Origin of the sequence: Sphingomonas citri (assembly GCF_019429485.1) — a bacterium.
Classification (GTDB): domain Bacteria; phylum Pseudomonadota; class Alphaproteobacteria; order Sphingomonadales; family Sphingomonadaceae; genus Sphingomonas; species Sphingomonas citri.
This window is the reverse complement of the sequence record NZ_JAHXZN010000005.1, coordinates 142,873-168,964: the sequence shown is the minus strand read 5'-3', so window position 1 is coordinate 168,964 and position 26,092 is coordinate 142,873. Positions and strand designations below refer to the sequence as shown.

Annotated in this window: 30 protein-coding genes and 1 tRNA gene; 19 read left to right on the top strand and 12 right to left on the bottom strand. The window is 70.0% G+C overall.

Annotated features, from left to right (window positions below; translation table 11 throughout):
- Positions 1-24: 24 nt before the first annotated feature.
- The 3 genes from KZ820_RS14890 to KZ820_RS14880 are packed head-to-tail and all read left to right on the top strand — an operon-like array spanning position 25 to position 2,835.
- On the top strand, positions 25-900 hold the full coding sequence (locus tag KZ820_RS14890; protein ID WP_219749390.1) for an alpha/beta fold hydrolase: 876 nt from the start codon (positions 25-27) through the stop codon (positions 898-900).
- 40 nt (positions 901-940) lie between these two features.
- Entirely contained in the window at positions 941-1,696 is a 756-nt protein-coding gene (locus KZ820_RS14885) for an SDR family oxidoreductase (protein WP_219749389.1), read from the top strand.
- 5 nt (positions 1,697-1,701) lie between these two features.
- Positions 1,702-2,835, top strand: a complete 1,134-nt coding sequence (locus KZ820_RS14880; RefSeq protein WP_219749388.1) for a glycoside hydrolase family 130 protein — start codon at positions 1,702-1,704, stop codon at positions 2,833-2,835.
- A 47-nt stretch (positions 2,836-2,882) separates the two neighbouring features.
- Here the strand turns inward: KZ820_RS14880 and KZ820_RS14875 are convergent, their stop codons facing one another.
- Positions 2,883-3,125, bottom strand: a complete 243-nt coding sequence (locus KZ820_RS14875) for a hypothetical protein (RefSeq protein WP_219749387.1) — start codon at positions 3,123-3,125, stop codon at positions 2,883-2,885.
- Positions 3,126-3,257: 132 nt separating this feature from the next.
- On the opposite strand from KZ820_RS14875, the gene KZ820_RS14870 reads away from it, so the two are divergent.
- The 3 genes from KZ820_RS14870 (at position 3,258) to KZ820_RS14860 (ending at position 6,389) form a co-directional block, all read left to right on the top strand.
- On the top strand, positions 3,258-4,394 hold the full coding sequence (locus KZ820_RS14870) for a glycosyltransferase family 4 protein (protein WP_219749386.1): 1,137 nt from the start codon (positions 3,258-3,260) through the stop codon (positions 4,392-4,394).
- A 76-nt stretch (positions 4,395-4,470) separates the two neighbouring features.
- Positions 4,471-5,874, top strand: coding sequence for an NAD(P)H-dependent flavin oxidoreductase (locus KZ820_RS14865; protein WP_219749385.1), 1,404 nt, complete (start codon positions 4,471-4,473; stop codon positions 5,872-5,874).
- A gap of 5 nt (positions 5,875-5,879) precedes the next feature.
- Entirely contained in the window at positions 5,880-6,389 is a 510-nt protein-coding gene (locus KZ820_RS14860) for a hypothetical protein (RefSeq protein WP_219749384.1), read from the top strand.
- A 30-nt stretch (positions 6,390-6,419) separates the two neighbouring features.
- Here KZ820_RS14860 and KZ820_RS14855 read toward each other — a convergent pair whose 3' ends face one another.
- Positions 6,420-6,611 carry a hypothetical protein gene (locus KZ820_RS14855; RefSeq protein WP_219749383.1) on the bottom strand — a complete coding sequence of 64 codons (192 nt, stop codon included), beginning with the start codon at positions 6,609-6,611 and terminating at the stop codon, positions 6,420-6,422.
- A 189-nt stretch (positions 6,612-6,800) separates the two neighbouring features.
- Between KZ820_RS14855 and KZ820_RS14850 the strand changes: the two genes are divergently transcribed.
- On the top strand, positions 6,801-6,977 hold the full coding sequence (locus KZ820_RS14850) for a hypothetical protein (RefSeq protein ID WP_183919679.1): 177 nt from the start codon (positions 6,801-6,803) through the stop codon (positions 6,975-6,977).
- Positions 6,978-7,625: 648 nt separating this feature from the next.
- Here KZ820_RS14850 and KZ820_RS14845 read toward each other — a convergent pair.
- The 3 genes from KZ820_RS14845 to KZ820_RS14835 all read right to left on the bottom strand — a co-directional run bounded on the left by KZ820_RS14845 (position 7,626) and on the right by KZ820_RS14835 (position 11,625).
- A complete protein-coding gene (locus KZ820_RS14845) occupies positions 7,626-8,387 on the bottom strand; it encodes a flagellar hook assembly protein FlgD (RefSeq protein WP_219749382.1) in 762 nt (253 codons plus the stop codon).
- A gap of 12 nt (positions 8,388-8,399) precedes the next feature.
- Positions 8,400-9,620, bottom strand: a complete 1,221-nt coding sequence (locus KZ820_RS22240; RefSeq protein WP_219749381.1) for a flagellar hook-length control protein FliK — start codon at positions 9,618-9,620, stop codon at positions 8,400-8,402.
- A 358-nt stretch (positions 9,621-9,978) separates the two neighbouring features.
- Positions 9,979-11,625 (bottom strand): FHIPEP family type III secretion protein, encoded by a 1,647-nt coding sequence (locus KZ820_RS14835; protein WP_373369028.1) that lies wholly within the window; start codon positions 11,623-11,625, stop codon positions 9,979-9,981.
- On the opposite strand from KZ820_RS14835, the gene KZ820_RS22235 reads away from it, so the two are divergent.
- Together KZ820_RS22235 and KZ820_RS14825 are read left to right on the top strand one after the other, a co-directional pair.
- The gene (locus KZ820_RS22235; protein WP_373369027.1) at positions 11,624-12,358 is read left to right on the top strand and encodes an OmpA/MotB family protein; all 735 of its coding nucleotides are present in this window, start codon (positions 11,624-11,626) and stop codon (positions 12,356-12,358) included. The two genes, KZ820_RS14835 and KZ820_RS22235, sit on opposite strands and share 2 nt — an antisense overlap.
- An 18-nt stretch (positions 12,359-12,376) precedes the next feature.
- Complete coding sequence (locus KZ820_RS14825; protein WP_219749378.1) at positions 12,377-12,805, top strand: hypothetical protein; 429 nt, start codon at positions 12,377-12,379, stop codon at positions 12,803-12,805.
- 254 nt (positions 12,806-13,059) lie between these two features.
- On the opposite strand, the gene KZ820_RS14820 is transcribed toward KZ820_RS14825, so the two are convergent.
- A complete protein-coding gene (locus tag KZ820_RS14820) occupies positions 13,060-13,869 on the bottom strand; it encodes a shikimate 5-dehydrogenase (protein ID WP_219749377.1) in 810 nt (269 codons plus the stop codon).
- 254 nt (positions 13,870-14,123) lie between these two features.
- Complete coding sequence (gene dinB / locus KZ820_RS14815) at positions 14,124-15,209, bottom strand: DNA polymerase IV (protein WP_373369030.1); 1,086 nt, start codon at positions 15,207-15,209, stop codon at positions 14,124-14,126.
- A 62-nt stretch (positions 15,210-15,271) separates the two neighbouring features.
- On the opposite strand from dinB, the gene KZ820_RS14810 reads away from it, so the two are divergent.
- From KZ820_RS14810 to KZ820_RS14785, 6 genes are all read left to right on the top strand, one after another.
- Positions 15,272-15,934: an epoxyqueuosine reductase QueH gene (locus KZ820_RS14810; protein ID WP_183931460.1), complete on the top strand. Its 663-nt coding sequence runs from the start codon at positions 15,272-15,274 to the stop codon at positions 15,932-15,934.
- 304 nt (positions 15,935-16,238) lie between these two features.
- On the top strand, positions 16,239-16,949 hold the full coding sequence (locus KZ820_RS14805; RefSeq protein WP_219749376.1) for an AAA family ATPase: 711 nt from the start codon (positions 16,239-16,241) through the stop codon (positions 16,947-16,949).
- Positions 16,946-17,329, top strand: a complete 384-nt coding sequence (locus KZ820_RS14800) for a hypothetical protein (protein WP_258048216.1) — start codon at positions 16,946-16,948, stop codon at positions 17,327-17,329. The genes KZ820_RS14805 and KZ820_RS14800 overlap by 4 nt, the downstream gene beginning before the upstream one ends.
- Positions 17,326-18,516: a tetratricopeptide repeat protein gene (locus KZ820_RS14795; RefSeq protein WP_219749375.1), complete on the top strand. Its 1,191-nt coding sequence runs from the start codon at positions 17,326-17,328 to the stop codon at positions 18,514-18,516. Before KZ820_RS14800 ends, KZ820_RS14795 begins: the two co-directional genes overlap by 4 nt.
- 55 nt (positions 18,517-18,571) lie before the next feature.
- The gene (locus KZ820_RS14790; RefSeq protein WP_219749374.1) at positions 18,572-19,363 is read left to right on the top strand and encodes a TIGR04290 family methyltransferase; all 792 of its coding nucleotides are present in this window, start codon (positions 18,572-18,574) and stop codon (positions 19,361-19,363) included.
- 30 nt (positions 19,364-19,393) lie between these two features.
- Positions 19,394-20,311, top strand: a complete 918-nt coding sequence (locus KZ820_RS14785; RefSeq protein WP_219749373.1) for a glycosyl hydrolase — start codon at positions 19,394-19,396, stop codon at positions 20,309-20,311.
- On the opposite strand, the gene KZ820_RS14780 is transcribed toward KZ820_RS14785, so the two are convergent.
- Positions 20,286-20,795, bottom strand: coding sequence for a DUF1003 domain-containing protein (locus KZ820_RS14780; protein ID WP_219749372.1), 510 nt, complete (start codon positions 20,793-20,795; stop codon positions 20,286-20,288). The two genes, KZ820_RS14785 and KZ820_RS14780, sit on opposite strands and share 26 nt — an antisense overlap.
- 35 nt (positions 20,796-20,830) lie before the next feature.
- Here KZ820_RS14780 and KZ820_RS14775 point away from each other — a divergent pair, with 35 nt between their 5' ends.
- Together KZ820_RS14775 and KZ820_RS14770 are read left to right on the top strand one after the other, a co-directional pair.
- Positions 20,831-21,790 carry an MDR/zinc-dependent alcohol dehydrogenase-like family protein gene (locus tag KZ820_RS14775; RefSeq protein ID WP_219749371.1) on the top strand — a complete coding sequence of 320 codons (960 nt, stop codon included), beginning with the start codon at positions 20,831-20,833 and terminating at the stop codon, positions 21,788-21,790.
- Positions 21,783-22,784 (top strand): Gfo/Idh/MocA family protein, encoded by a 1,002-nt coding sequence (locus KZ820_RS14770; protein ID WP_258048215.1) that lies wholly within the window; start codon positions 21,783-21,785, stop codon positions 22,782-22,784. Before KZ820_RS14775 ends, KZ820_RS14770 begins: the two co-directional genes overlap by 8 nt.
- A gap of 30 nt (positions 22,785-22,814) precedes the next feature.
- On the opposite strand, the gene KZ820_RS14765 is transcribed toward KZ820_RS14770, so the two are convergent.
- The 4 genes from KZ820_RS14765 to KZ820_RS14750 form a co-directional block, all read right to left on the bottom strand.
- On the bottom strand, positions 22,815-23,936 hold the full coding sequence (locus tag KZ820_RS14765; protein ID WP_219749369.1) for an NADH:flavin oxidoreductase/NADH oxidase: 1,122 nt from the start codon (positions 23,934-23,936) through the stop codon (positions 22,815-22,817).
- Between the two features lie 302 nt (positions 23,937-24,238).
- A complete protein-coding gene (locus tag KZ820_RS14760) occupies positions 24,239-24,376 on the bottom strand; it encodes a hypothetical protein (RefSeq protein WP_219749368.1) in 138 nt (45 codons plus the stop codon).
- A gap of 121 nt (positions 24,377-24,497) precedes the next feature.
- A complete protein-coding gene (locus tag KZ820_RS14755; protein WP_219749367.1) occupies positions 24,498-24,635 on the bottom strand; it encodes a hypothetical protein in 138 nt (45 codons plus the stop codon).
- A gap of 119 nt (positions 24,636-24,754) precedes the next feature.
- Positions 24,755-24,831, bottom strand: a tRNA-Pro gene (locus KZ820_RS14750).
- 156 nt (positions 24,832-24,987) lie between these two features.
- Between KZ820_RS14750 and pnuC the strand changes: the two genes are divergently transcribed.
- Both pnuC and KZ820_RS14740 read left to right on the top strand, forming a co-directional pair.
- Entirely contained in the window at positions 24,988-25,569 is a 582-nt protein-coding gene (gene pnuC, locus KZ820_RS14745) for a nicotinamide riboside transporter PnuC (protein WP_219749366.1), read from the top strand.
- Complete coding sequence (locus tag KZ820_RS14740; protein ID WP_219749365.1) at positions 25,566-26,081, top strand: AAA family ATPase; 516 nt, start codon at positions 25,566-25,568, stop codon at positions 26,079-26,081. The genes pnuC and KZ820_RS14740 overlap by 4 nt, the downstream gene beginning before the upstream one ends.
- Positions 26,082-26,092: the final 11 nt, after the last annotated feature.

Genomic DNA, 26,092 nt, shown 5'->3' with positions numbered 1-26,092 from the left:
GCGCGCCGAAGCGGGGAAACAAGCATGGCGGATTTTCGCGACGTCTACTGGTGGTCCGCCGACGGACTGCGGCTGCACGCGCGCGACTATCCCGGCCCGGAGAGCGACGCCGCTCCCCCGCTGCTGTGTCTGCCCGGCCTGACCCGCAACGTCCGCGACTTCGAGCCGCTGGTCGCGGCGCTCGGCGGGCGGCGGCGCGTGCTCGCGGTCGAGTTCCGCGGCCGCGGCGAGAGCGGCTATGCCAAGGACCCGATGACCTATGTGCCGCTGACCTACGCGCAGGACGTGGTGGCGCTGCTCGCCGACCAGCGGCTGGAGCGCGTCGTGGCGGTGGGGACCTCGCTCGGCGGGATCGTGACGATGCTGCTCGCCGGCATGTTGCCGGGGCGCATCGCCGGCGCGCTGCTCAACGACATCGGCCCGGCGGTCGAGCCCGGCGGGCTGGCGCGCATCCGCGGCTATGTCGGCAAGCCCAGCGTCTATCCCACCTGGCTCCACGCCGCGCGCGGTCTGCAGGAGGCGAACGCCGACGTCTATCCCGGCTGGCGCATCGACCAGTGGCTGGCGATGGCCAAGCGGCTCTATCGGCTCAACAGCGCGGGGCGGATCGTGCTCGACTATGACCTCAAGATCGCCGAGCCGTTCCGGCTCCCCGGCGGCGAGGCAGGGCCCGACCTGTGGCGCGCCTGGGCGGCGCTGGGCGACGTACCCGTGGTGGTCGCGCGCGGGGAGCGCAGCGACATCCTGAGCGACGCCACCGCACGGCGCATGATCGCGGCGCTGCCGCGCGCCGAGCTGGTGGCGGTGCCGGGCGTGGGACACGCCCCACTGCTCGACGAACCGGCGCTGCTGCCCGCGATCGATCGACTGCTCGCCGCGACCGCGGAACCCGCACGCTAGCGGTTCGTCTCGCTCAGCCGGGGTGAGCGAGAGGACCAGCATGACCGAGATCAGTGACGCGCATAGCGCGCAGGCGACGCTCAAGGGGCGGCGCGCGATCGTCACCGGCGGCACCACAGGGATCGGCCGCGCGGTCGCGGTGCTGCTCGCCGCCGAGGGCGCGCACGTCTATCTCGTCGGCACCGATCAGGCGCATCTCGACGATGCGCTCGCGCGGGTGCGCGAGGTCGGCACGGGCGACGGCGGGCTGTTCGATCTCAGTCGCCCCGACCAGGTCGGCGCGGCCGTCGATGCCGCGAGCGCAACGCTCGGCGGCTATGACGTCGTGGTCGCCAACGCCGCCGAGGCCGCGAGCGGCGTGACCGAGATGAACGAGGCCGCGCTGCTGCACGCGATCGCGCTCAACTTCACGCACTATCTGCTGCTGACCCAGCGCGCCGCGCGCGACATGACGGAGGGCGACGTGGTGATGATCGGCTCGACCAGCGCTAATGTGCTCGGGCCGCACTCCACCGTCTACGCCGGGATCAAGAGCGGGCTGCAGGGCTTCTCGATCGCGCTCCGGCGCGAGCTCGGACCCAGGGGCGTGCGCGTCGCGCTGGTCGAGCCCGGCCTCACGGGCTCGGACATGCAGCTGCCCGACCTCCCGCCCGAGAAGCAGCGCGAGATGATCGACGAGGAGAAGATGCTGCGCGCCGAGGACATCGCGGTGGGGGTGCATTACCTGCTCACCCAGCCGCGCCGCGCGGTGATCCAGCGGCTGACGATCAGCCCGCGCGTGCAGGACGGGGATTGATCGTTATGGCCACCGACTTTCTCCACGATGCCCTGGTGTTCGGCCCCGGCGACGTCGACCTGTCGCGCTCACCGCTCGCCGGGCACCTCGACGCCGAGACCTATGTGCTCGGCGCCTTCAACCCGGGCATGACGCGGCTGGCCAATGGCAACCTGCTGCTGATGGTGCGCGTCGCCGAGGCGCTGCGTCACCCCGTGCGTGACCAGCAGATCCACGCCATCCGCTGGGACGGCGACCGCTACGTGCTAGACGCCTGGCCGCTGTCGCTGGTCGACACCTCCGACCCGCGCAAGTTCATGATGCGCGGCGGCGGCTGGAAGGTGATGGCGCTGACGTCGCTGTCCTGGCTGCTGCCGATCGAGCTCGACGCGAGCGGCACGCGGGTGGAGACGATCCACTACGACCGCGCGATCGCGCCACGTGCCGCCTATCAATGCTACGGCGTCGAGGACGCGCGGATCAGCCGCGTCGACGGGCGCTTCTACATGACGAGCTGCTCGGTCAGCCCCGAGCGCCATTGCACCACGCTCTACACCAGCGACGACGCGCTCGACTGGCAGCTCGAGGGCATCGTGCTCGACCATCAGAACAAGGACATGCTGATCTTCGAGGGGAAGGTAGGCGGTGCCTTCTGGGCGCAGACGCGGCCGCTCGGCGACCTGTATTTCGCCTATCCGCCCGACAGCGAGTGGCGTGCCGGGCCGTCGATCAACCTCGCCACCTCGCCCGACGCGCTCCATTGGAAGCCGCGCGACGCCCCCGGTATCCGTCCGCACGCCAAGACGATGGCGACCGCGCGCATGGGGGGCGGGGCGCCGCCGGTGCTGACGACGGTGAACGGTCAGGAGGGCTGGCTGACCCTGTGGCACGGCGTCGAGCCCTCGGGCGTCGTCGGTATCTACCGCACCTATTGGTCGCTGCTCGATCGCGACGAACCGTCGCGCACGCTCGCCACCAGCGACGACGCGCTGCTGGAGCCGGCACCGGCGCTGACCGAGCCGCTGAAGGAGCAGATGTACCTGGACAATGTCGTCTTCACCACCGGAATCGCCGACGGCGGCGATCACTGGGTGGTGGCGAGCGGGGAGGCGGACCTGGCATGCCGGATCACGCACGTGCCGAAGCAGGCGATCGGCTGACCGCGTCGACGTGGCCGGCACCGCGCGGGGCGGTGCCGGCGGACGGCTCAGTTGCTGTCCGAGTCGTCGCCGTCATCGACCGCGATGATCACGCCGGCGACCACGACCGCGGCGGCCAGCACCAGGCCGACGATCGCGCCGGGCGCGGCGAGCTCGCTCTTGCCCTTGCCGACAGCCGACGCGCGCGCCGACTTGGCGACCGACAGCGAGGCGGCGGGGTTGGCGGCGGCGAGCGCCGGGGTCGCGGTGAGCGCGAGCGCGCTGCCGGCGGCGATGATCGACTTCAGCATAGAAAGAACTCCCTTGGTTCCGCGAGCGACGGCACGGGCCAGATCTCTCGCCCGTTACCTTAAGCACGAGAAACGCGCGAAAATCGCGGGCAACATGATGCGCGCGTGCTTTCGCGCCGCTATGTGGCCACCATGCCACAGCCGCTCTCGTTTCTGCATGTCCTGCCGAGCTTCGACCTCGACGCACGTGGTGCGCGCGTCGCGCGGTTGATGACCGCGTTCGGCGATCGAGCCCGGCATCGGCTGGTAGTCGCCGACGCCACCCGCCTCGGGGCGCGGCACCGCATCGGCAAAGGCGTGCGCTACGAGATCGCGCAGGAGGCGCCACCCCTCGCGGGCAAGCCCTCGCTCGGGCGCTACGAGGCGCTGGCGAAGCAGATGCGCGGCCACGATCTCGTCCTCACCTATGACTGGACCGCGATCGACGCGGTGATGGCACGGCGGGTGTTCGCGCGCGGGCTGCCGCCGGTGATCCATCACGAGGACGGCTTCGTCGGGGAAGAGGCCGGCGGGCTGCGCCGCGACCGCACGATCTACCGCCGCCTCGCGCTGTCCGTCGCGCACGCCCTGGTGGTGCCGAGCCGCGCGTTGGAACGCATCGCGCTGGAGACGTGGAAGCAGCCGCGCGCGCGGGTCCATCGCATCGGCAACGGCGTCGCCACCGCGTTCTATGCCGAGCGGCCCGACCCCCGCGCGCTTCCCGGCTTCGTCCGCAACGAGCGCGAGCTCGCGATCGGCGCGGTCGGCGCGCTGCTGCCGCACAAGGACCTGCCCGCGCTGGTGCGCGCGGTCGGCGGTCTGTCGGCCCGCTTCCGCCTCGTCATCGTCGGCGACGGGCCCGAGCGCGCCGCGATCGAGCGCGCCGCGCTGGCGATGGGGATCGACGATCGGGTCGTGCTCACCGGCGCGGTCGAGCGACCGTACCGGTACATGGGGCTGTTCGACCTGCTCGCCTTGTCCTCGACGAGCGAGCAGTCGCCGACCAGCGTGGTCGAGGCGATGGCGGCGGGGCTGCCGGTGGTGAGCCCGCCGGTCGGCGACGTCGCCGAGATGGTCGCGCCCGAGAACCTGCCCTTCGTCACCGAGCATCACGGCGAGGTTCGCTTGCGCGACGCGATCCAGGCGCTTGCCGGCGATCCCGCGCTGCGCGAGCGCATCGGCGCCGCGAACCGTGCCAAGGCTCGCGCCGAGTTCGACGAGAGCGACATGATTGCCCGCTACGCCACCCTCTATGCCGAGGCCGCGGGGCGACCCACTTGTCTCGGTTGAGTCGCAATTTTGTCGCGCTTCCGCCCGATTGCTTTATACGGACGCGCGCTACGTCAGTGATGGAAGTGGGAAGAGCGTGTTCAAGGGGCTGAAGCCGATCGTCTATGGAGGCCGCGAGGTGTGGCCGCTGGTGGAAGGTGGCAAGGGCGTCGCCGCGACCAACCACGCCTCGGCCGGGGCCTGGGCCGCGGCGGGCGGGATCGGCACCGTCTCCGCCGTCAACGCCGACAGCTATGATCCCGACGGCAAGATCATCCCGCAGGTCTATCGCGCGCTCACCCGGCGCGAGCGCCACGAGGAACTGATCGCCTATGCGATCGAGGGCGCGGTGCAGCAGGTGCAGCGCGCCTGGGAGATCGCGGGCGGCAAGGGCGCGATCAACATCAACGTGCTGTGGGAGATGGGCGGCGCGCCGCGCGTGCTCCACGGCGTGCTGGAGCGGACCCGCGGGTTGGTCGCGGGCGTCACCTGCGGCGCGGGCATGCCGTACAAGCTCAGCGAGATCGCCGCGTCCTACAACGTCAGCTATCTGCCGATCGTCAGCTCGGGCCGCGCCTTCCGTGCGCTGTGGAAGCGCGCCTATTCCAAGGCGAGCGAGTGGCTCGCCGCGGTGGTCTACGAGGATCCGTGGCTCGCCGGCGGCCACAACGGCCTGTCCAACGCCGAGGACCCGCTCAAGCCCGAGGATCCGTATCCGCGCGTGAAGGCGCTGCGCGAGACGATGCGCGAGGGCGGCATCCCCGACAGCACGCCGATCGTGATGGCGGGCGGCGTCTGGTACCTGCGCGAGTGGAACGACTGGATCGACAATCCCGAGCTCGGCGCGATAGCCTTCCAATACGGCACGCGCCCGCTACTGACGCGCGAGAGCCCCATCCCCGAGGAGTGGAAGGCCAAGCTGCTGGAGATCGAGGAGGGCGAGGTGCTGCTTCACCGCTTCTCACCGACCGGATTCTACTCCTCTGCGGTGCGCAACCCCTTCCTCCGCTCGCTCGAGGCGCGATCGGAGCGCCAGATCGCCTTCTCGACGCAGGAAGCGGGTGATCACGTCTTCCAGCTCGACGTGGGCGTGAAGGGCAAGAACTTCTGGGTGACGCGCAACGATCTGCTGCGCGCGCGGCAGTGGTTCGGCGAGGGCTTCACCGACGCGCTCAAGACCCCCGACAATACGCTCGTGTTCGTCTCCCCGGGCGAGAAGGCGGAGATCCGCAAGGATCAGGCCGATTGCATGGGCTGTCTAAGCCAGTGCCTGTTCTCGAGTTGGGCCGACACCGAGACCAACTCGACCGGCCGCCTCGCCGACCCGCGCAGCTTCTGCATTCAGAAGACGCTGCAGGACATCGCGCACGGCGGTGATACCGACAAGAACCTGATGTTCGCTGGCCACGCCGCTTATAATTTCAAGCGCGACCCCTTCTACTCGAACGGCTTCGTGCCGACGGTGCAGCAGCTGGTCGATCGCATCCTGACCGGCGACTGAGGCGCATGTCGCCGCTCGCCGCCGCGCTGGACGAGGTGGCGACGACGCTACGCGGCGCGCGCGATCCCTGGTGGGTGATCGGCAGCGCGGCGGCATGGCTGCACGGGGCCGCAACGTCGGTGGCCGACATCGACGTGCTGCTCAGTCCGCGGGACGCGCACGACGTGATCGCAGCATGGTGCGGTGACGTGGTGATCGGTGCGCCCGGCGAACACTTCCGTTCGTGCCCGTTCGCTCGACTGGAAGGCGCGACGCTGCCGATCGAGCTGATGGCGGGGCTTCGGGTCTGCTCGGCGGGTCGATGGTTAGCGGTACGGCCGGCCACGCGGCAGTCGGTCGGCGAAGTTCACGTGCCCGAGCCACCGGAGCTCGAAGCGATGTTCGCTCTGTTCGGACGACCGAAGGATCGTCTTCGGGCCGATCTGCTCCGCGAGCTGGGCGAGCGATCGTCCGGCCGGTCATTGCGAGACGGGGAGACGCTCAGCTCGAACATCATCACGATGCCCCGCGGCTGACATCCCCCCGCTCTCACCGTGCGGATCGTCTCAGTCGACCACGGTGCCGACGACCGCGCCGCCGACGCCACCGACCGCCGCACCCTTCTCGACGCTCTTGCCGGTCGCCGCCGCGACCCCGGCGCCGCCCGCGCCGCCGATCGCCGCGCCGCGCAGCGTCGAACAGGCTGACATGCTCATTGCGCCGGCGACGAGCAGGGTGGAGAGGAGCATCTTACGCATAGATCAACTTCCTGTGCTGTGGGATGCCCGCTCCAATGACGCGCGAGGCGATGGGTTCCGTCGCGCAACCTTTCGTCACGCGCGTGCCGCGACAAACGCTCAGTCGCGCGACAATGATGACGCCGGCGCAACATCGTCGACATGCCGGCGAGAGGCGGGGGGGCAAAGGAGAGCGCGAGGAGATCGCGCATGTACCACGACCACGACGCCGACTATCACGCCGCGCGCGCCCGCGCCGAAGCGGTTCGCGCCATCGTCGCCAGCAGCGACGCTGCCGCGGCGATTCACCAGGAATTGTGCCTGCGCTATACTGGCCGGCTGCTCGCCGCGCTCGTGCTCGGCAACGCGGGTCGCGGTCGCGGGTGAGCGCGCTTACTCCTGCGGTCTGAGTTAGGTGGGCGAGGCCGACCAATCTGTTTCGACGACGCGGCAGGTCGCTATGCTGCGGGACCGGTCCGTACAGTGATCGAGTCCGCGACGCGGTCACGATCATGTACCGACCAGTAGGAATGTCTATTCTCTGTGAACGCGACGGTGCTCGTCCTCCAGCGTTTCCCTACAAAAATCACGAAACATTCCTCACCCTCCGTCCTGCCGGATATGTTCCGGATTTCACCGGTCTGGATCTAAGATGTTCGTTAAACCGGAAGCGGCTTACCCCTGTCGTCCCGGGCTCGACACGGGATCCATGGTGCCGCGAGAGCCGCCGGTGTTGCTCTCGCGAAAGAATGGATCCCGGGTGAAGCCTGTCCTGAGCGACGCGCAGGCGGCGTCGAAGGGGCGGGGATGACGGTGAGGGAAGAGAAGGAAGCCTCTCTCCCCGAACCGTACCACCAGTGAAAAGCGGCACGAGATCAGACGCCCGAAGGTGCAAGCCGCCTTATGGGTCCGGACCCACCTTTCCCGCGAAACCCACGCCTTGAAGGTGCGGCGGCACAGTAGATCGCCAACGTCGCTCTCCTGAGCTTATCGGACTGTCCGGGGTGACGGAAAAGATTCACCGAGAGATGCTGTTCAGGCCATGATGTTGGCGGCGCCGGCATTGTCGATCGAGAGCAGCGCATCGAGCGGGTAGTTGGCGCCGTTGACCGTGACGATGGCCCGGCCGTCGAGCATCATCGCCGACGTGATCGTTCCGGCCGCTGTGATAGCGCCGTTGATCGTCGCGCCGTTGACGTCCTTGGCGACGAGCGAGAGCGTGTAATTGCCCTCGGTTGCCTTGCTGCCGAGCGCGCTCGTGCCGTCCCACACGATCTTGCCCTTGGTGGCGGGGCTAAGCGCCATCGTCTTCATGACCGAGCCTCTACTGTCCTTGATCTCCGCCAGCAGCGTCGCCGGCATCTGGCTATATTGGTACGACCAGTTCGCCGGCTTGTCCGCGGTCAGTCCCGCGACCTGCGTGTCGAAGCGCGCCTCGCGCCCGATGTAGGAAGACGCCTGCGCCAGCTCCTGCGAGGTCAGCTTGGCGAGGATCGTCTTGAGCGTGCTGTTCTGCTGGATCGACTGCTCGGTCTGCGCGAACTGCACCAGCTGGTTGGTGAATTGCGCCGTGTCCATTGGGCTGAGCGGATTCTGGTTCTGGATCTGTGACGTCAGCAGCTTCAGGAACATGTTGAAGTCGGCGCTGATCACCGGCTTGCTCTCAGGTGCGGCCGTCGCATCGCCGATCTTGTCGAGCGCGGCGCGGTCGACCGCTGCCTTCTGCGCGGCGGCTTTCTGCGCGGCGACTTTCTCGGCGACGCTGCTCGCGTCGGACGTGCTGATCGGGGCGGTCATGGTGGTAACTCCTCAGGCGAAGACGTCGATCAGGCCGCTCGAACGCAGCCGGCGGGGAGTGGGAGCGGCGCTGGGTCGCTCGGCGGTGAGGTCGGTGGGCGCGGCATATCGTTGGCCGCGCGCGACCGGCGCGTCCCACCGCTGACTGCCACCTGATTGCCGCTCGGAAAAATGGAACGACTGCGCGTCCGCGCGTACGCCCGCGTCGGTGAGCGCGCGCTGCAATTGATCGAGGTCACGGCGCAGCAGGTCGAGAGCGGCGCGATTGTCGCTCGCGACGATGGCGCGAAGCCCGCCATCCTGGCCGAAGCTCAACTGCACGTCGATCCGGCCGAGGTCGGGCGGGTCTAGGCGGATCGCGACATGGTCACGCCCGTCCGCGACGCCGCGCGCGAGCGCCACGCCCGTGTCCTGCCCGATGGTGCCGAGTCGAGCGAACGTACCGGCGCTCCCGCTCGGCGTCGGGCCGTCGTGCGGTGCGTACAGCCGCTCGACATGGCGTAGCGCGGCGACATCCGTATCCGCCACGCCGGGTCGCCAGACGGTTTGAGACAGAGGCACGGCGCCTGCCGCTACTGGGTTGATGCCGAGTGGAAGAGCGTCGAGGGGGATCGCGGGAGGGGAGCGGTGAGCGCCCGCACTCGCCGGCATGTTGACCGTGACGTCGAAGGACCGCGCCCTGTCGCCCAGCTCGCCCTTCGCTTGTCCCGCTTCCTCGTGGAGCGCGTCGGCCGCTTCGATCAGATCGTACGCGCTGACGGACGCGCTTGCCACCGGCGAGGCGGAGACCAGCCTGCCGGCCGCGACGCTCGTCTCGGCCTGCATCGAGCCGACCGGCTTGCTCGCATGCGTCGCGTCGACCAGCGCTGCGTTCACGCTTCCGGCCGGATCCTCGACGCCCGCGTCGTCCGCGGCGGAGCTGTCGAGATCGGCGGCAACGGTGTCCTCCTCGATGGACACTATGTTGCGTCGGGACACACTTCTGCCGCCGTCGCTCGCTGGTGCGGGCGCATCTTCGTCCGCGACCAGCGTCAGCCCGTCGGTCACCGGTGCGCCGAGGACCGGACCGCTGCCGAGGCTAATCGTGGCAGCCGAGGGCGTTGTGTGCGGTGGGACCATCGCGTTCGACGAAGTGGCGTGGACGGCAGCCGGCGGGGCGTGCTCGGCAGCGGTCGCGACGACCGCGTCACCGTCGCCGCTGAGCGCGACGATCGCGTCATCGGCCGCACTCACCTTCGCTGGAACGGGTAGCGCCGCTCGCTCGGTGACAAGATGCCTTGCGGACGGTGAACCGAGCCGGGCGGCGTCGCTGCCGGGCTCGACGACGCTCGCGTCCGAGGCGACCTCGGCGTGACCGGACGCTGTATCAGCGGCTGCCCCCTTGTCGCGGGAAGCCGACGCCTCATCCTGGGCGGACATCTCACTCGCGAGCAGATGATCGAAGCGACTTGTGGTCGAGCCGTCACCCTCCCCGTACGCCTTGAAGGAAGGAGCGCGCTGGCCGCTGGTCGCGGCGGAATGGACGTTGATCACCGGCACGCTCGCTCCACAATCCAAGGTTCACGTCGTATCCTCATAGGATGTCGCGCGCTCAGGCAGCGGCGGCCGTCGCGGAATCATCGTCGAGCGTGCCCAGCGCGCGCACCCGAACGCGCGGGTGGATCTCGCTCTGCGACAGCACTACGGTCGCAGGACGCGCGCGCTCGATGACCGAGCGAACGAAGGGTCGCAGCGCCGGGCTGGTGAGCAGGCACGGTATTTCGCCGCGCTCGGCCCAGCGATCGAGCGCGCGCGCCACCGTGTCGATGAAGCGCTGTACCAGGTCGGGTGCCATCGCCAGCTGCCGCTCGTCGCCTAATCCCACGATCGCCTCGGAGAAGGCCTCGTCCCAGCGCGCGCCGAGCAGCAGGACGGGGATCGCGCCGTCGCGCGTGTGCTGCGCCGAGATCTGGCGGGCGAGGCGCGCGCGCACGTGCTCGGCGATGAAGCGGATCGACTGGGTGAAGCTCACCGCCTCCGCGATCCCCTCGAGGATCGTCGGAATATCGCGGATCGAGATCTCCTCTGCCAGCAGCGTCTGCAGGACGCGCTGCACCGCCGACACCGTGATCTTGGACGGGATGATCTCCGCCACCAACTTCTCGACGTCGCGGTGCACCTCGGTGAGCAGCTTCTGCGTCTCGGTATAGGTGAGCAGGTCCGGCAGGTTGGCCTTGACCACCTCGGTGAGATGCGTCGTTACCACCGTGCCGCAGGTCACCGTGGTGAGGCCTCGCAGCGCCGCCTCGTCGCGTAGGCTGCGGTCGATCCATAAAGCGGGCAGACCGAACACCGGCTCGCGCGCCGTCTCGCCCGCGAGGCCCAGCGGCGCGCCGCCCGGGTTGATCACCAGCAGCTTGTCGATGCGGATCTCGCCGCGCGCCGCCTCGGTGCCCCGCACGAACACGAGATATTGGTGCGGCGGCAGAGTCATATTGTCGAGGATGCGCACCGCGGGCAGCACGAAGCCGTAATCCGCGGCGAGCTGGCGGCGCAGCGCGCGAACCTGATCGTCCAGCCGCGGCTCGCTGTTCGAATCGTTGATCAGCGGCAGCAGCGCGTAGCCAAGCTCGATCCGCACCGCGTCGATCGCGAGCGTCTCGGCGATCGGCTCGGCGGCCTCGGCCGCGCTCTTCTCCGCCTCGATGATCGAGACCGCGAGTTCGTCAGCGCGTCGACGTGCGGCGGTCTGGCCGAGCGTCCAGCTCAGCCATCCGCAGCCCGCCGCGAGCAGCGCGAACGGCAGGAACGGCAGGCCCGGCGCGAGTGCGAGCGCGGCGAGCAGCGCGCCGACGATGGCGAACGCCTGAGGATAGCGCCCGAGCTGCTCGCTCAGCGCCACCCCGGTCTTGCCGCGCGCGCCGCCCTTGGAGACGAGCAGACCCGCCGCGGTGGAGACGATCAGCGCGGGGATCTGGCTGACCAGACCCTCGCCCGCGGTGAGGATCGTATAGGTGCGGAACGCCTCGCCGAACGGCAGGCCGTGCAGCGCCACGCCGATCGTCAGCCCGACCATGATGTTGATCCCGGTGATCACGACGCTGGCGATCGCGTCGCCCTTCACGAACTTGGAGGCGCCGTCCATCGCGCCGTAGAAGCCGCTCTCGGCCTCCAGCTCGGCACGCTTGGCGCGCGCCTGCTCCTCGGTGATCATGCCGGCGGACAGATCGGCGTCGATCGCCATCTGCTTGCCGGGCATGCTGATTTGGCTGATCGCGACGCCCGACAAGGGAAGGCTCAAAGGCCTCGCACAATATTTCTCCACCTCCGTGACGACGATGGCACCGGCGGCGCAGGCCGACCAGCCCGAGCTGGAACCGGGCACTGGCGGTCGGTTACGACGCGCACAGGGCGACCAGATGCAAGCCAACGGCATTCTGAGCGCCGAGGCGGGCACCGCCGGCGCGTCGCACGGCGGGACCGCGAACATCCCGGCGGCGAGCCGCCGCGCGCTCGCCGACGAGCTGCGTGTCGCGCTCGAACTCGCACCCAATGCGACGCAGGGACTGCGCGCGGTGCAGGTCGAGCGGGAGCATGACGGCGTTCGGATCACGCTGATGGACACCGCGCAGCAGAGCATCTTCGCCGGGCCTACCGCCGAGTTGAACGCGTATGGCCGCACGCTCCTCGCGCAGGTCGCGCGCCGGCTCCAGCATGTCGACGCGCAGCTGGCGGTCGAGGGGCATACCAGCGCCGAGGGCGGTGCGCAGAGCGCGGCGAACTGGCGGCTCTCGGGCGCCCGCGCCGAGGCCGCGCGCGATACCCTGGTGGCGGACGGGCTCTCGCCCGATCGCTTCGCGCAGATCGTCGCGCGCGCCGGCACGCAGCCGGTCTATCCGGACCAGCCGAGCCGCGCCGAGAACCGGCGGATCGCGATCATCGTGCTGTCCGAACCTTCCGTGCTGCCGCGCGACGGCAGCCTTCGTTTCTGAGCTTCAAGGATCATCGCGGTGCCACCCTTCGCGCGTCGTCTTCTTGTCCTGCTCTGCGGCATCGCCGTCGGCAGCCTGAGTGCCTTGGAGGTCAGCCACCTCGTCGGGGGTGACAATATGTTCGCCGCCGCGCCGCGGCGCGAGTTCATGCCGATCGGTACGCTGACCGCTCCGCTCGTCGGGTCGGACGGTCATCTGCTCGGCTATCTCAGTTTCGACGCTCAGATCGAGGTGCCGGTGCGGCGCGAGCGAGAGATACGGTCGGGCCTGCCCTTGCTCGCAGACGCGGTCAACCGCACCAGCTTCGCCGCGCCGATCGCGGGCCCGGCCGAGGGCTATGTGCCGCAGCTGCAGGTGCTGCGTGAACTCGTCCATGCCGCTGCGCTGAAGACCTATGGCGCGGACGCGGTCTCCCGAACGGTGATCACGCGCGCCAACCTGACCTGAGCGGCGGATCCAGCGAGCGCTTAATGCGCGACGGCGCGCCAACATCGCGAGACGTTCCGAGGAGGAGTGCGCGTCGCCCGGAAGCTCAATGAAGGGGCGGGCAGTCGCATACCTAGCGGATGGTCAGCCGGTCAGCGCAGTTGGACGGCCGATATGATCGTCGCCACCAATGGCTCCTCGCTGCTGCTCAGTTTCGCGCGAGGGCTTCGACGCGCCTCTTCGCCCGCTTGGCTATGCCTCCGGGTCGGACAGCGTCACGTCGCAAGCGCATAAGATTCCGCTGCCGCGACCTGCGCCTCGGTCGGGCGCACCCCGGTGTAAAGGACGAATTGTTCGAGCGCCTGAAGCTTGGCGATCTCGGCGCCGGTCACCACCGGCTTGCCCAGCGCGCGCGCCAGCCGCAGCAGCGGCGTCTCGACCGGCTTAGCGACGACGTCGATCACCGCCTCGGCGGCTTCCACCTGCGTCCGCGTGAAGGCGAGCGCCTCGGCGTCCGCGCCGGTCATCCCGAGCGGGGTGACGTTGACCAGCATCGGTGCCGTCAGCGCCTCAGCCTCGGCCTGCCAGCCGCAGCCCAGCGCCGTCGCCAAGCTGCGTCCCTTCGCCTCGTTGCGCGCGACGATCACGCCCTCGACGAAGCCGGCGTCGACCAGTGCGGTTGCGGTCGCCTTGGCCATGCCGCCGCTGCCGCGGAGCAGGAACGGCGCGCGGGCGAGCGGCTCCACCAGGGTGCGCACCGCGCTGTAATCGGTGTTGTAGCCGAGCAGCGTGCCCTCGTCGTTGACGATGGTGTTGACGCTGTCGATCGCCGCGGCGGAGTCGCGCAGCCCGTCGAGCAGCGGGATCACGTCTTCCTTGAACGGCATCGACACCGCGCAGCCGCGGATGCCGAGCGCGCGGATGCCGCGCACCGCACCCTCCAGGTCCGTCGTGGTAAATGCCTTGTAGACGAAGTCGAGGCCGAGTGCGTCGTAGAGATGGTTGTGGAAGCGCGAGCCGAAGGTGCCCGGGCGCGCGGCGAGCGACATGCATAGGCGGGTGGTCGGGCCGATCGGTGGCTTCATCGGTGATTCTCCTCGTCTGACGGCGCGATAGCCGATGCTCGGCGAGTGGCCGAGTCGAGGCGTGCTGCGCGGGGCGCCCGCACGCGATGACGCGACGACGCGAGGGATTGGGTGTGCGCGGAGGCGTGGAATGTGCTCCTACGAACGCAGGAGCCCGGAGCCCTGGGCGGAGACCCGCGTGTTCCTGTCCCTCCGCTTCCGCAGGAGCACGGTGAGGTTCGGGATCGGTGTCGGGTGGCGCGCCGCATGACCGGTCACAGCAGCGGCAGCGCCGCCTGTGCGGGCGCCTCGTCGCGCTGCAACCCCGAGAGCGTCAGCCCCAGCAGCCTGATCCCGCCCTCGACCGGCAGCAGCGGCGCTAGCAGCGCACGGCCGATCGCCACCATCTGCGCGCGATCCTCGATCGGCGTCGTCAGCGAGCGCGCGCGCGTGATCGTGGCGAAGTCGGCGCGGCGCAGCTTAAGCGTCACGGTACGGCCGCGCGCCGCGGCGCGCTCGATCCGCGCCCAGGCGGCGTCGGCGACGCGCTCGAGCGCCTCCTCGATCGCGGCGCGCTCGGCGAGGTTCGTCTCGAAGGTGCGCTCGGCACCGACTGACTTGGCCTCGCGGTGCGCGCGCACCGGTCGCTCGTCGATCCCGCGCGCGGCGCCGTGGAGATAGTCGGCGTGGCTGCCGAAATGCGCGCGCAGGAAGGCGATGTCGCGGTCGCGCAGGTCCGCGCCGGTCTCGATCCCGAGCCGCGCCATCTTGGCCGCAGTCACCGGGCCGACGCCGTGGAAACGCTTGACCGGCAGCGAGGCGACGAAGGCCGCGCCCCGCCCCGGCGGGATGACACAGAGGCCGTTCGGCTTGTTATGGTCCGAGGCCAGCTTGGCGATGAACTTGTTGTAGCTCACCCCGGCGGAGGCGGTGAGCCGGGTCTCGGCGGCGATGCGCGCGCGGATCTGCTCCGCGATCGCGCTGGCCGAGCCGAGCCCGCGCACGTCCTCGGTGACGTCGAGATAGGCCTCGTCGAGCGAGAGCGGCTCGATCAGCTCGGTGTAGTCGGTGAAGATCGCATGAATCTGCTGGCTCACCGCGCGATAGACGTCGAAGCGCGGCGGCACGAACACCAGCTCGGGGCAGCGCCGCAGCGCGGTGACCGAGGGCATCGCCGAGCGTACACCGAAGGCACGCGCCTCGTAGCTCGCCGCCGCCACCACGCCGCGTGCACGTGCGCCACCGACCGCGACCGGGCGCCCGCGCAGCTCGGGCGCGTCGCGCTGCTCGACCGACGCGTAGAAGGCGTCCATGTCGATATGGATGATCTTGCGGGTCGCGGGTGCGCTCACGCGCGCGATATAGGGTGCCAGGTGGCCGCGATGCGATGACTTTCGCGCGGGGATCGGCTAGGGGGCGCGGCATGACCAGCGACCTCCAGCGACCCATCCTCACGCCCCCCGACGGTGCCCAGAAGGTGCTGCTCCACTCCTGCTGCGCGCCCTGCTCGGGCGAGGTGATGGAAGCGATGACCGCGAGCGGGATCGACTATACGATCTTCTTCTACAATCCGAACATCCACCCGAAGGAGGAATATCTGCTCCGCAAGGAGGAGAATATCCGCTTCGCCGAGGCGCATGACGTTCCGTTCGTCGACGCCGATTATGACACCGCCAATTGGTTCAAGCGCGCGCGCGGAATGGAGCAGGAGCCCGAGCGCGGCATCCGCTGCACGATGTGCTTCGACATGCGCTTCGAACGCACCGCGCTGTACGCGCACGAGCACGGGTTCCCGGTGATCACTTCCTCGCTCGGCATCTCGCGCTGGAAGAACATGGCGCAGATCAACGATTGCGGCGAGCGAGCGGCGGCACATTACCCGGGCATCAGCTATTGGACGTTCAACTGGCGCAAGGGGGGCGGCGCGGCGCGGATGATCGAGATCTCCAAGCGCGAGCATTTCTATCAGCAGGAATATTGCGGCTGCGTCTACTCGCTGCGCGACACCAATGCGCACCGCGTCTCGCAGGGGCGCGAGGAGATCCGCATCGGTGAGCTATACTACGGCGACGAGCCGAAGGGGTGAGTCAATCCTCCTCGCATGGCGGGGATGGGGACCGCCCGGCGTAGCCGGAGGTGGCGGCGGGGGCTGTCCACAAGGCCCCACGTCCGCGTGAGGCTCGGTTGCCGTTGCGAGTGGTGGAGCGCGCGCGCCTTTGAGCAGCACGCCGCCCGCGGAAGCACCCCTCCACCAGCCTGCGGCTGATCCCCCTCCCCGCGCCGGGGAGGATCTAGGGCGCTACCTCAACCGGTTCGCGGTCATCATTAACGCTTCGTCCACCCCGCGCTGGCATGCCCTGCCACGTAACAACGGGGGGCAGAGCGGCGACATGCGCGTACTCGCGATGGCATCGCAGAAGGGCGGATCGGGCAAGACCACGCTCTCGGGGCATCTGGCGGTGCAGGCGCAGCTCGTCGGCGCCGGACCGGTCGTGCTGATCGACATCGACCCGCAGGGCTCGTTGGCGGACTGGTGGAACGAGCGGGAGGCCGAGCTCCCCGCCTTCGCGCAGACCAGCGTGTCGCGCCTCGCCGCCGACCTCGACGCGCTGCGCGCTCAGGGCTTCAAACTGGCGGTGATCGACACGCCGCCCGCGATCACCATGGCGATCCAGAGCGTCGTCCAGGTCGCCGAGCTGATCGTGATCCCGACTCGGCCGAGCCCGCACGACCTGCGCGCGGTCGGCGCCACGGTCGATCTCTGCGAGCGCTCGGGCAAGCCGCTGCTCTTCGTCGTCAACGCCGCCACGCCGAAGGCGCGGATCACCTCGGACGCCACGATCGCGCTGTCGCAGCACGGTACGGTGGCGCCGATCACGGTGCATCAGCGCACCGACTTCGCCGCGTCGATGATCGACGGGCGCACGGTGATGGAGGTCGACCCCAAGGGGCGCTCCGCCGCCGAGATCGCCGAATTGTGGAGCTATGTCTCCGACCGGCTCGAGAAGAACTTTCGGCGCACCGTCTTCGCCGCGCCCAAGCCGGGCACGACGCCAGCGCGACCACAGGGGGCGGGCTTCGGCCGCCGCGTGGTGGCATGATGTTCGGGACCAAGCCGACGGCCGCGTTCAGCGCGGGGCTGCTCGCGCGCAAGGGCCAGGCGCGCCCGGCGATGCGGCGCGCCGACACGTTCAGCGCGCTGGCGCGGGCGGGCGACGAGCTCGGCTGGAACGACATGGGAGAGGGGTCACCTGCGGCGCTGCCGCCCGTCCTCGCCGCACGTGAGCTGCTCGTGGCGGAGCTCGGTGCGGCGACGGACGCGCGCGCGATGGCGCTGTCGACGGGCAAGCGGGTCGCCTTCACGCTCCGGCTCGACGGCGAGCGCCACCAATGGTTGCGCCAGGCGGCGGCAGCGCGCGGCGTCTCGGCACAGACGCTACTCACCGCGGCGCTCGACCGGCTCGCGGCGGACGCGGCATGAGGCGCGTCGCGATGGTCGGCGCACTCAGTCTGGCGCTGCTCGGCGCCGGCTTGGCCGAGGTGGTCGCGCCCGCGGCGGCGACGAGCGATGGCCGCGTGCGCGCTGCCGATGCGGCTCATCACGCCGAGCGCGCGCGCAAGGCGCTCGTCAAGCGCCGCTGGGGCCGCGCCGTGCACGAGAGCGAGATCGCGGTGGCCGACGCTCCCGAAAATGGCGAGCATCGTCGCCTGCTCGGCGTCGCCTATCTGCGCGCGGGCCGCTTCGTTTCGGCGGCGCGCGCGTTCGAGGACGCGCTGACGCTCCGCCACGACGATCACGCCGCCGCCCTCAACCTCGCGCTCACCCAGGTCGCGGTCGGCCAGTGGGACCGCGCGCGCGCCACGCTCGCCGCGCATGCCGGCGGGATCGCTGCGCCCGACCGCGGGCTGGCGCTCGCGCTCGCGGGTGACCTGCCGGGCGCGCTGCAGGTGCTGATGCCCGCCGCGCGCCTGCCCGAGGCCGATGCGAAGACACGGCAGAACCTCGCCTTCACGCTCGCGCTGACGGGCCAGTGGCCGCAGGCCCGCGCGCTCGCCGCCTATGACCTGCCCGCCGACGCGGTCGACCGCCGGCTCGCCACCTGGGCGGCGCTGGCGCAGCCGCGTGCGGCGTCGGATCAGGTCGCCGCCTTGCTCGGCATCACGCCGGCGGGCGACCCCGGCCTTCCCGTCTCGCTCGCGCTCGTCGCGCCGGCCCCGGTGGCGACGCCGATCGCGGTCGCCGCCCCGCCGCCGCCCACCTTCGTGTCGCAGATCGTCCCGCCGGCGGCGCCCCCGCTGGTGTCGCGTCCGGTACCGCCCGCCGCGCTCGTTCCGACCGCACGGCCGGTCGTCGCGTCGCGCTCACGGCCGCTCACCCCCGGCGGCTATTATCTCCAGCTCGGCGCCTATGAGAATGCCGCGGTGGCGCGCGACGGCTGGCGCGGCGCGCTGCGGCGCTGGCCCGTGCTCGGCCGGCTGCGCCCTACTGGCATCGCCGCGGACCGGAGCAGCTCGCTGTACCGGCTGTCGGTCGGCGGCGTCGCGCGCGGCGACGCGATCCAGCTGTGCCGCGGCTATCGCCTGCGCGGCGGGCGCTGCTTCGTCCGGCTCGCCGCGGGCGATCGGCCGGCACCGTGGCGAGCCGGATCACGCTTCGCGGCTAAGTAGATGGAACACCTTCTATAATCGTTCGTTGGCGTAACGAACGGGTGAAGGGGAACGGATGCCATCTGCCGGGGAGGGGCTGCGCGAGCGGGTCGACGCGCTCGCGCCATGGTTTCACAACATTGATCTTGGCGGCGGGCTGACCACCGCGCCCGATCACTTCCTCGGCGACTATCCGCGCGAGAAGTTCGCCGCCTTCGCCGGCTGCGTGCCCGACGATCTCACCGGCAAGTCGGTGCTCGACATCGGCTGCAACGCGGGGTTCTACTCGGTCGAGATGAAGCGTCGCGGGGCGGCGCGCGTAGTCGGGATCGACTGGGACGAGCGCTATCTCGCCCAGGCGCGGCTCGCCACCGAGACGCTCGGCTACGGTGACAGCGTCGAGTTCCGGCAGCTGTCGGTCTACGATGTGGCCAAGCTGGGCGAGCGTTTCGATCTCGTGATCTTCATGGGCGTGCTCTATCACCTGCGTCACCCGCTGCTCGCGCTCGACCTCATCCGCGAGCATGTCGCGCGCGACCTGATGCTGTTCCAGACGATGCAACAGGGCTCGACCGGCCTCAGCGACGTGCCGGAGGACCATCCCTTCTTCGTGCCCGGCACCTATACGCCGCCGCCCTATTTCGACGATCCGGCCTATCCGAAGATGCACTTCATCGAGCGCCGGTTCGCGGGCGACTGGACCAATTGGTGGGCGCCCAACCGCGCCTGTTCGGAGGCGATGCTGCGCGCCTCGGGCTTCACCGCGGTGGCGCACCCGCAGGACGACGTCTATCTCTGCCGCGTCGCCGACGTGCCCTATGCGCAGCATGGGCCCGCCGCCGTCTATCCGGCCCAGCCGCGTGCATAAGGCAGCCATGAGCTCGAGGGGAATGAACGCGTGATCGAAGCCGCGATGATCTGGAACGAGCCCAACAACAAGTCGCACTGGGACCCCGAGGTCGACCCCGACTGGAGCCTCTTCGCCGACACCGTGTCGCGCGCCGGCGCGGCGATCGCGTCGGTCAACCCCGACGTCACCCGCGTGCTCGGCGGCATGTCGCCGATCGATCCCTTGTGGGTGAAGCGGCTCGAGGCGCATGGCTGCCTCGACGCGGTCGACGTGCTCGCCGTGCACGGTTTCCCGCTCGACTGGAACCTGTGGTCGATCCACGACTGGCCCGCCAAGGTGGCCGAGATCGAGGCGGTCACCGACAAGCCGGTGTGGGTCACCGAGGTGGGCGTCGGCTCCTTCGGCGCGGAAGAGGTGCAGGTGTTCGGCGTCGAGAAGACTGCCGAGCTGCTTATCGGGCGGGTGCCGCGGATCTACTGGTACTCGCTGTTCGACCTGCCGCAGGAATGGGGCGCCACCACGCGCCATCGCGAGGCCGAGGGGTCGAGCTACTACCGCCACTTCTACATGGGGCTGATCCGCGCCGACGGCACGCCCAAGCCCTCGCTCGACAGCTACGCCAAGGTGGCGGGCGAGATGGGGCTGATGCAATGGTTCCACTTCGAGGACCCGCGGCTGGATGATGCGGTGAAGTGGATGAAGCGGCTGGGGACGAGGAAGCTGCGTACCGGGCTGAGCTGGGCCGATAGTTTTCGCCCCAACGCGGTCGACTGGTTCGACCGGCAGATGGAGGCGCTCGCCGACTTCGACACCACGGTCACCTTCTGCTTCACGCCCGAGCATCTCGGCATCCAGCCGCATCACACCAGCGCGGCGCGCGACCCGCAGGCGTTCGCGGACTTCTGCGCTTGGATGATCGACCGCTACGCGCCCGCCGACGTCACGCGCCAGGCGGCGCTGGCGTAACTCGGTCGAGCGTGTCGAGCACGTCCTCGGCGCGCACGTCGCGCTCGATCTCGGCGGTATCCTCCGGCGGCTCGACCCCGACCCGCTCGGCGATCCGCCGGACCAGCGCGGTAAGCCGCGACAGTTCGTGCTCGGCGAGCAGGTTGATGTGGAGGTCGAGGTCGGCGCGCGCCTGCGCCTGCGCGGCCATGCGGTTCTGGCTGATGAGGACGAAGGTGGACAGGAAGATCGCCTCCACCGACGCGATCATCGCCAGCACGACGAAGGTCGGGTCGAACTTGGGCGACAGCCACAGGTTCCACACGATCCAGCCGCCGAAGAAGGTCAGGTGCAGCGCGACGAACGTCATCGATCCGGTGAAGGCGGTGATCCGCCCCGCGAGCCGGTCCGACCATGGCGCCTCCGCCTCTACCCGGCGCTGGCGTTCGGCGAGGCGGTGGATGTTGTCGGCGAGCGCGCCGTTGAGATCACGCGGTTCATTCATGGAAAGTCCAACGATTGTCGTACGATAATGGAAGCATGATGCACGCTGCGGTGTTGGTGGCGCCGCGGCGGTTCGAGCTGCGCGAGGCACCGCTGCCGCAGCCGGGCGCGGGCGAGGTGCGCGTGCGGCTCGAAGGCTGCGGCGTGTGCGCGTCGAACGTCGAGCCGTGGGAGGGGCAGCCGTGGTCGACCTATCCTAGCGAGCCCGGTGGCATGGGGCATGAGGGCTGGGGCGTCGTCGACGCGCTGGGCGAGGGCGTCGGCGACGTCGCGCTCGGCGAGCGGGTGACGATGCTGTCGGGGCACAGCTTCGCGCCGTACGACGTGGCGGCGGTCGAACAGCTGGTGCGGCTCCCGGCCGCGCTCGACCGGCGCGCCTTCCCGGGCGAGCCGCTGGCGTGCGCGATGAACATCTTCCGTCGCAGCGCGATCGAGCCCGGCCAGACCGTGGCGATCGTCGGGATCGGATTCCTCGGCGCGGTGCTGACGAAGCTGGCGAGCGACGCCGGCGCGCGGGTGATCGCGATCTCGCGCCGGCCTGAGTCGCTCGCGCTGGCGACCCGCTACGGCGCCGCCGAAACAATCGCGATGGACGATCACTGGGCCATCATCGAGCGCGTCAAACAGCTCACCGGCGAGGCGCTGTGCGCGCGCGTGATCGAGGCGGTCGGCAAGCAATGGCCGCTCGACCTCGCCTCGGCCATCATCGGCTTCGGCGGGCGCCTGATCGTGGCCGGCTACCATCAGGACGGGCCGCGCCAGGTCAACATGCAGGACTGGAACTGGAAAGGGATCGATGTGATCAACGCGCACGAGCGCGACCCGCGCGTCAACCGGCGCGGGCTGGAGGAAGCGGTCGAGGCGGTAGCTAGCGGGCGTATCGATCTCGCGCCGCTGCTGACGCACCATTACCCGCTGGGCGACCTCGATGCCGCAATCGCGGCGACCCGGGACAAGCCGCACGGCTTCGTCAAGGCGGTGATCGACCTTGGGTAGGGCGGCCAAGCCCCGCGTCGGCTTCCTCGGGACCGGCTGGATCGGGCGCCACCGCATGGCGGCTATGGTCGCGAGCGGCTGCATCGAGCCGGTCGCGGTGTGCGAGCCCGGCGCGGACAATCTGCGCGAGGCGCTGGCGCTCGCGCCGGGGCTGCGCGCGGTGGCGTCGCTGGACGAGCTGCTCGCGCTCGATCTCGACGGCGTGGTGATCGCGACGCCCAGCGCGCTCCACGCCGTCCAGTCGATCGAGGCGCTCGAGGCAGGCGCGGCGGTGTTCTGCCAGAAGCCGCTCGGGCGCGACGTGGGCGAGGCGGCGGCGGTGGTCGCGGCGGCGCGCGCGGCCGACCGCCTGCTCGGGCTCGACCTGTCGTATCGCTTCACCGAGGGCGTGCGCCAGATCGGCGAGCTGCTGTCGCGCGCCGCGCTCGGCCGGCTGTTCGCGATCGATCTTACCTTCCACAATGCTTATGGTCCCGACAAGCCGTGGTTCTATGACAAGGCCCAGGCGGGCGGCGGCTGCGTGATGGACCTCGGCATTCATCTCGCCGACCTGGCATTGTGGCTCACCGGGTTCCCCGAAGCCGAGGTGACCGACGCCGCGCTCTACGCCGGCGGTGCGCCCTTAACCGAGGGCGCCGTGGAGGATTATGCCGTCGCGACGGTGCGGCTCGGCGACGGCGTGACATTGCGGCTGGCCTGTTCCTGGCGGCTGCACGCCGGGCAGGACGCGGTAATCGAGGCGGCCTTCTACGGGGCGGAGGGCGGCGCGGCGCTGCGCAACGTCGGTGGTTCCTTCTACGACTTCACCGCCGAGCATTTCCGCGGCACCGCGCGTGAGACGCTCGCGCTGCCGCCCGACGACTGGGGCGGGCGCGCCGCGGTCGACTGGGCCGAGCGGCTCGCGGCGGGCGCGCGCTTCGACGAAAGCGCCGAGCATTTCGTACGCACCGCCGCGCTGCTCGACTCGATCTACGCGCGGGCGCGGGGCGCGTAGCGGGGCGGACCATACCGCCCCGCGCGCCGTTCAGCTCTCCGCGCTGCCCTCGACGTCGAACAGTGAGCGATACTGCCGCGGCTGCGAGCGCAGGTACTGGTCGGGCGCCTTGACGCGCCCGCCGAGATGCGCGGCGGCGTGCCACGGCCAGCGCGGATCGTAGAGGATCGTCCGCGCCAGCGCGATCAGATCGGCGTCGCCGGTGCCGACGATCGCCTCGGCCTGCTCATAGTCGGTGATCAGCCCGACCGCGACGACCGGGATCGACACCGCCTGCTTCACCGCGCGCGCCAGCGGCACCTGGTAGCTCGGTCCGACCGGGATGTCCTGGCGCGGGTCAAGGCCGCCGCTGGAGACGTGGATCGCCGCGCAACCGCGCGCCTCCAGTGCCTGGGCGAAGGCGATCGTCTGCTCGGCGTCCCAGCCGCCCTCGACCCAGTCGCTGCCCGAGACGCGCATCGTCACCGCGCGATCGGCGGGGAAGGCGGCGCGCACCGCGTCGAACACCTCGAGCGGGAAGCGCAGCCGGTTCTCCAGGCTGCCGCCATATTCGTCTTCGCGACGGTTCGACAGCGGCGAGAGGAACTGGTGGAGCAGATAGCCGTGGGCGCCGTGCAGCTGCACCGCGTCGATCCCGAGCCGCGCCGCGCGCCGCGTCGCCGCGACGAAGGCGTCGCGCACCCGCGCCAACCCGTCACGGTCGAGCGCGGCGGGCGGGTTCTCACCCTCGGCGAAGGTCAACGGGGAAGGGGCGACCGTCTGCCAGCCGTTGCCATGGTCGGGCGCGAGCTGCTTGCCGCCCTGCCACGGCAGGTCGGTCGAGGCCTTGCGTCCGGCGTGTGCCAGCTGAATGGCGATCGGCATGTCCGAGTGGCGCCGCACCGACTCGAGCACGCGCGCCATCGCCGCCTCGGTGGCATCGTCCCACAGGCCGACATCGGCGTAGGTGATGCGGCCTTCGGGCTCGACCGCGGTGGCCTCGATCGTCAGCAAGGCTGCACCGGAAAGCGCGAGCTGGCCGAGATGAATCAGGTGCCAGTCGGTCATGCAACCGTCCTCGGCCGAATATTGGCACATCGGCGCGATGACGATCCGGTTCGCCAATGACAGGCCGCCGACCTCGAACGTTTCGAATAGCTTGGGTCCGCTCACGCGAGCCTCCTCGATGGGTGAGGGGTGAGTACGCATCAGCCGGGCATCGGTGCCGCGCGCACTGGTGAGAGAAAATTTACCCTGTCGTGGGATTAACTGTGTCGACGCACCCGGGTGCAACGGAGGGACGCGGGATGATCATCGCTGCCGGCTATGCGATCGGTTTCGGCTTCACGCTCACCGTGGTGGCGCGCACCTGCTGGCGGATGCGACGCCGCCCCGCGCGCGCCGTGGCCTGACGCGACACGGCCGCGCCACCACTTGGGATGACGCGGCCGCGATGACGTGGCGGGATCGGACGCTCAGGCGCGTGCGCTCACCGCGCGCTCGAGCATCGCCGCCTCGACCGGCGTCAGACCGGCGCGCGGATCGTCGTTGATACGCTTGGTCGTGCTAGCGGCGGGCTTGGTGCGGAATAGGCTCAGCGTCGTGCTCTTCATGGCTAACCTCATAACGGGACAGGGCATCTGCCGCTCGTCGTGGGGAGCACAACCGGTTCGCCCCCGCTTTGTTCCCGTTGCCGTCAGCCCGGCGTTGTGGAGCATGGTAGCACGTCAGCGCTCAGCTCGGATGCGCCTCAGCCTCCTGCACGTCGGCCGATCGCTCCACCGGCACCATCTCGTCCGGCGAGTCGACGGAGCGGGCGGCGGGTCGGTTCACGTCGGTTGGCTGCGGCTCTGCCTGGCGTCGGTCGTCCATCGCTGTCCTCCTGCGTATGCGGGGAGAACGCTCGGCACCGGGAAACGTCGCGCGCCGTGCCAAGATCGCGCGACCCACCCGTTCAAGCTGGATTTTGGCTGATCTCACAAGGAGATGATTGGTCGGGGAAAGAGGATTCGAACCTCCGGCCCCTGCGTCCCGAACACAGTGCTCTACCAGGCTGAGCTATTCCCCGACCAGGGTGCCGTCCGGCGCGAGCCGGCGACAGGGCGCGGCTTATATCAGCGGTTCGTCGGCGCGCAAGCGGCTATTCGCACGCCCACGACGATTGCTGCACGTGGAGGTGCGCAAGCCTCTTGGCGGCGCCGCGCCGGCGTGGAAAGACCGTGCCATGTCGCTGATCGAGTGGGACGCCACGCTGCTGGGAATCGCCTGTGTCGCGCTCGCGGCGCGGCGCAGCGTGTGGACCTTTCCAACCGCGATCGGTTCGGTGACGCTGCTGGGCGCGGTGGTGTTCGAGCAGCGGCTCTACTCGGACGCGCTGCTCCAGGGCTTCTTCGTTGTCGCCAACCTTTACGGCTGGGCGACGTGGCGGCGCGAGCGACGGCGCGCGGGCGAGGTGACGGTGGAGCGGCTCGGCGCACCGGCGTGGTTTGGCTGGGCCGGCGCGATCGTCGCGGCGGCATTGCTGTGGGGCGCGGCGATGCACCGGCTCACCGACGCGAGCTATCCCTGGTGGGACGCGGGCATCGCCGCGGCCAGCGTCGCGGCACAGCTGCTGATGGCGCGGCGCAAGATCGAGAATTGGTGGCTGTGGATCGCGGTCGATCTCGCCTCGGTGCCGCTCTACCTGGCCAAGCAGCTGTACCTCTTCGCCGCGCTCTACCTGGTGTATCTCGCGCTCGCGGTGATCGGGCTGATCGAGTGGCGCCGGGCCCGCCACCCCGGGCCGGCGCTGGCGGTTCCGGCGTGACGCTGCGCACGATCTGCCTGCACGGGCCGGAGAGCACGGGCAAATCGACGATGGCGCCGCGGCTCGCCAAGCAGTTCGACTCGGTCTGCGTCGCCGAGTTCGGGCGAACTTACTGCGAGCGCTACGGCACGGATCTCACCATGGCCGACCTGGTGGTGATCGCGCACACGCAGGACATGAAGGCGCGCAAGGCGGTCGACGCAGGCGCGCACCCGGTGATCCTCGACACCGATCCGCTGATGAGCGCGGTCTGGGCCGACATGATGTTCGGCCGCCGCGATCCCTGGTTCGCGCGCTGGGACAATGTGGCAGACCTGTACCTGCTGTTCGACATCGACCTGCCGTGGCAGCCCGACGGCACGCGGCTGTTCGGCAATCGCGCGGCGCGGCAGCGCTTCTTCGATCTGTCGAAGCGCGAGCTGGAGCGCCGCGGCGTGCGCTGGGCGCTGGTGAGCGGCGAGGGGAGCCGCCGCTACCTCAACGCGCTCGACGCGATCCACGCCGCGGGCTGAGACGAGTCATG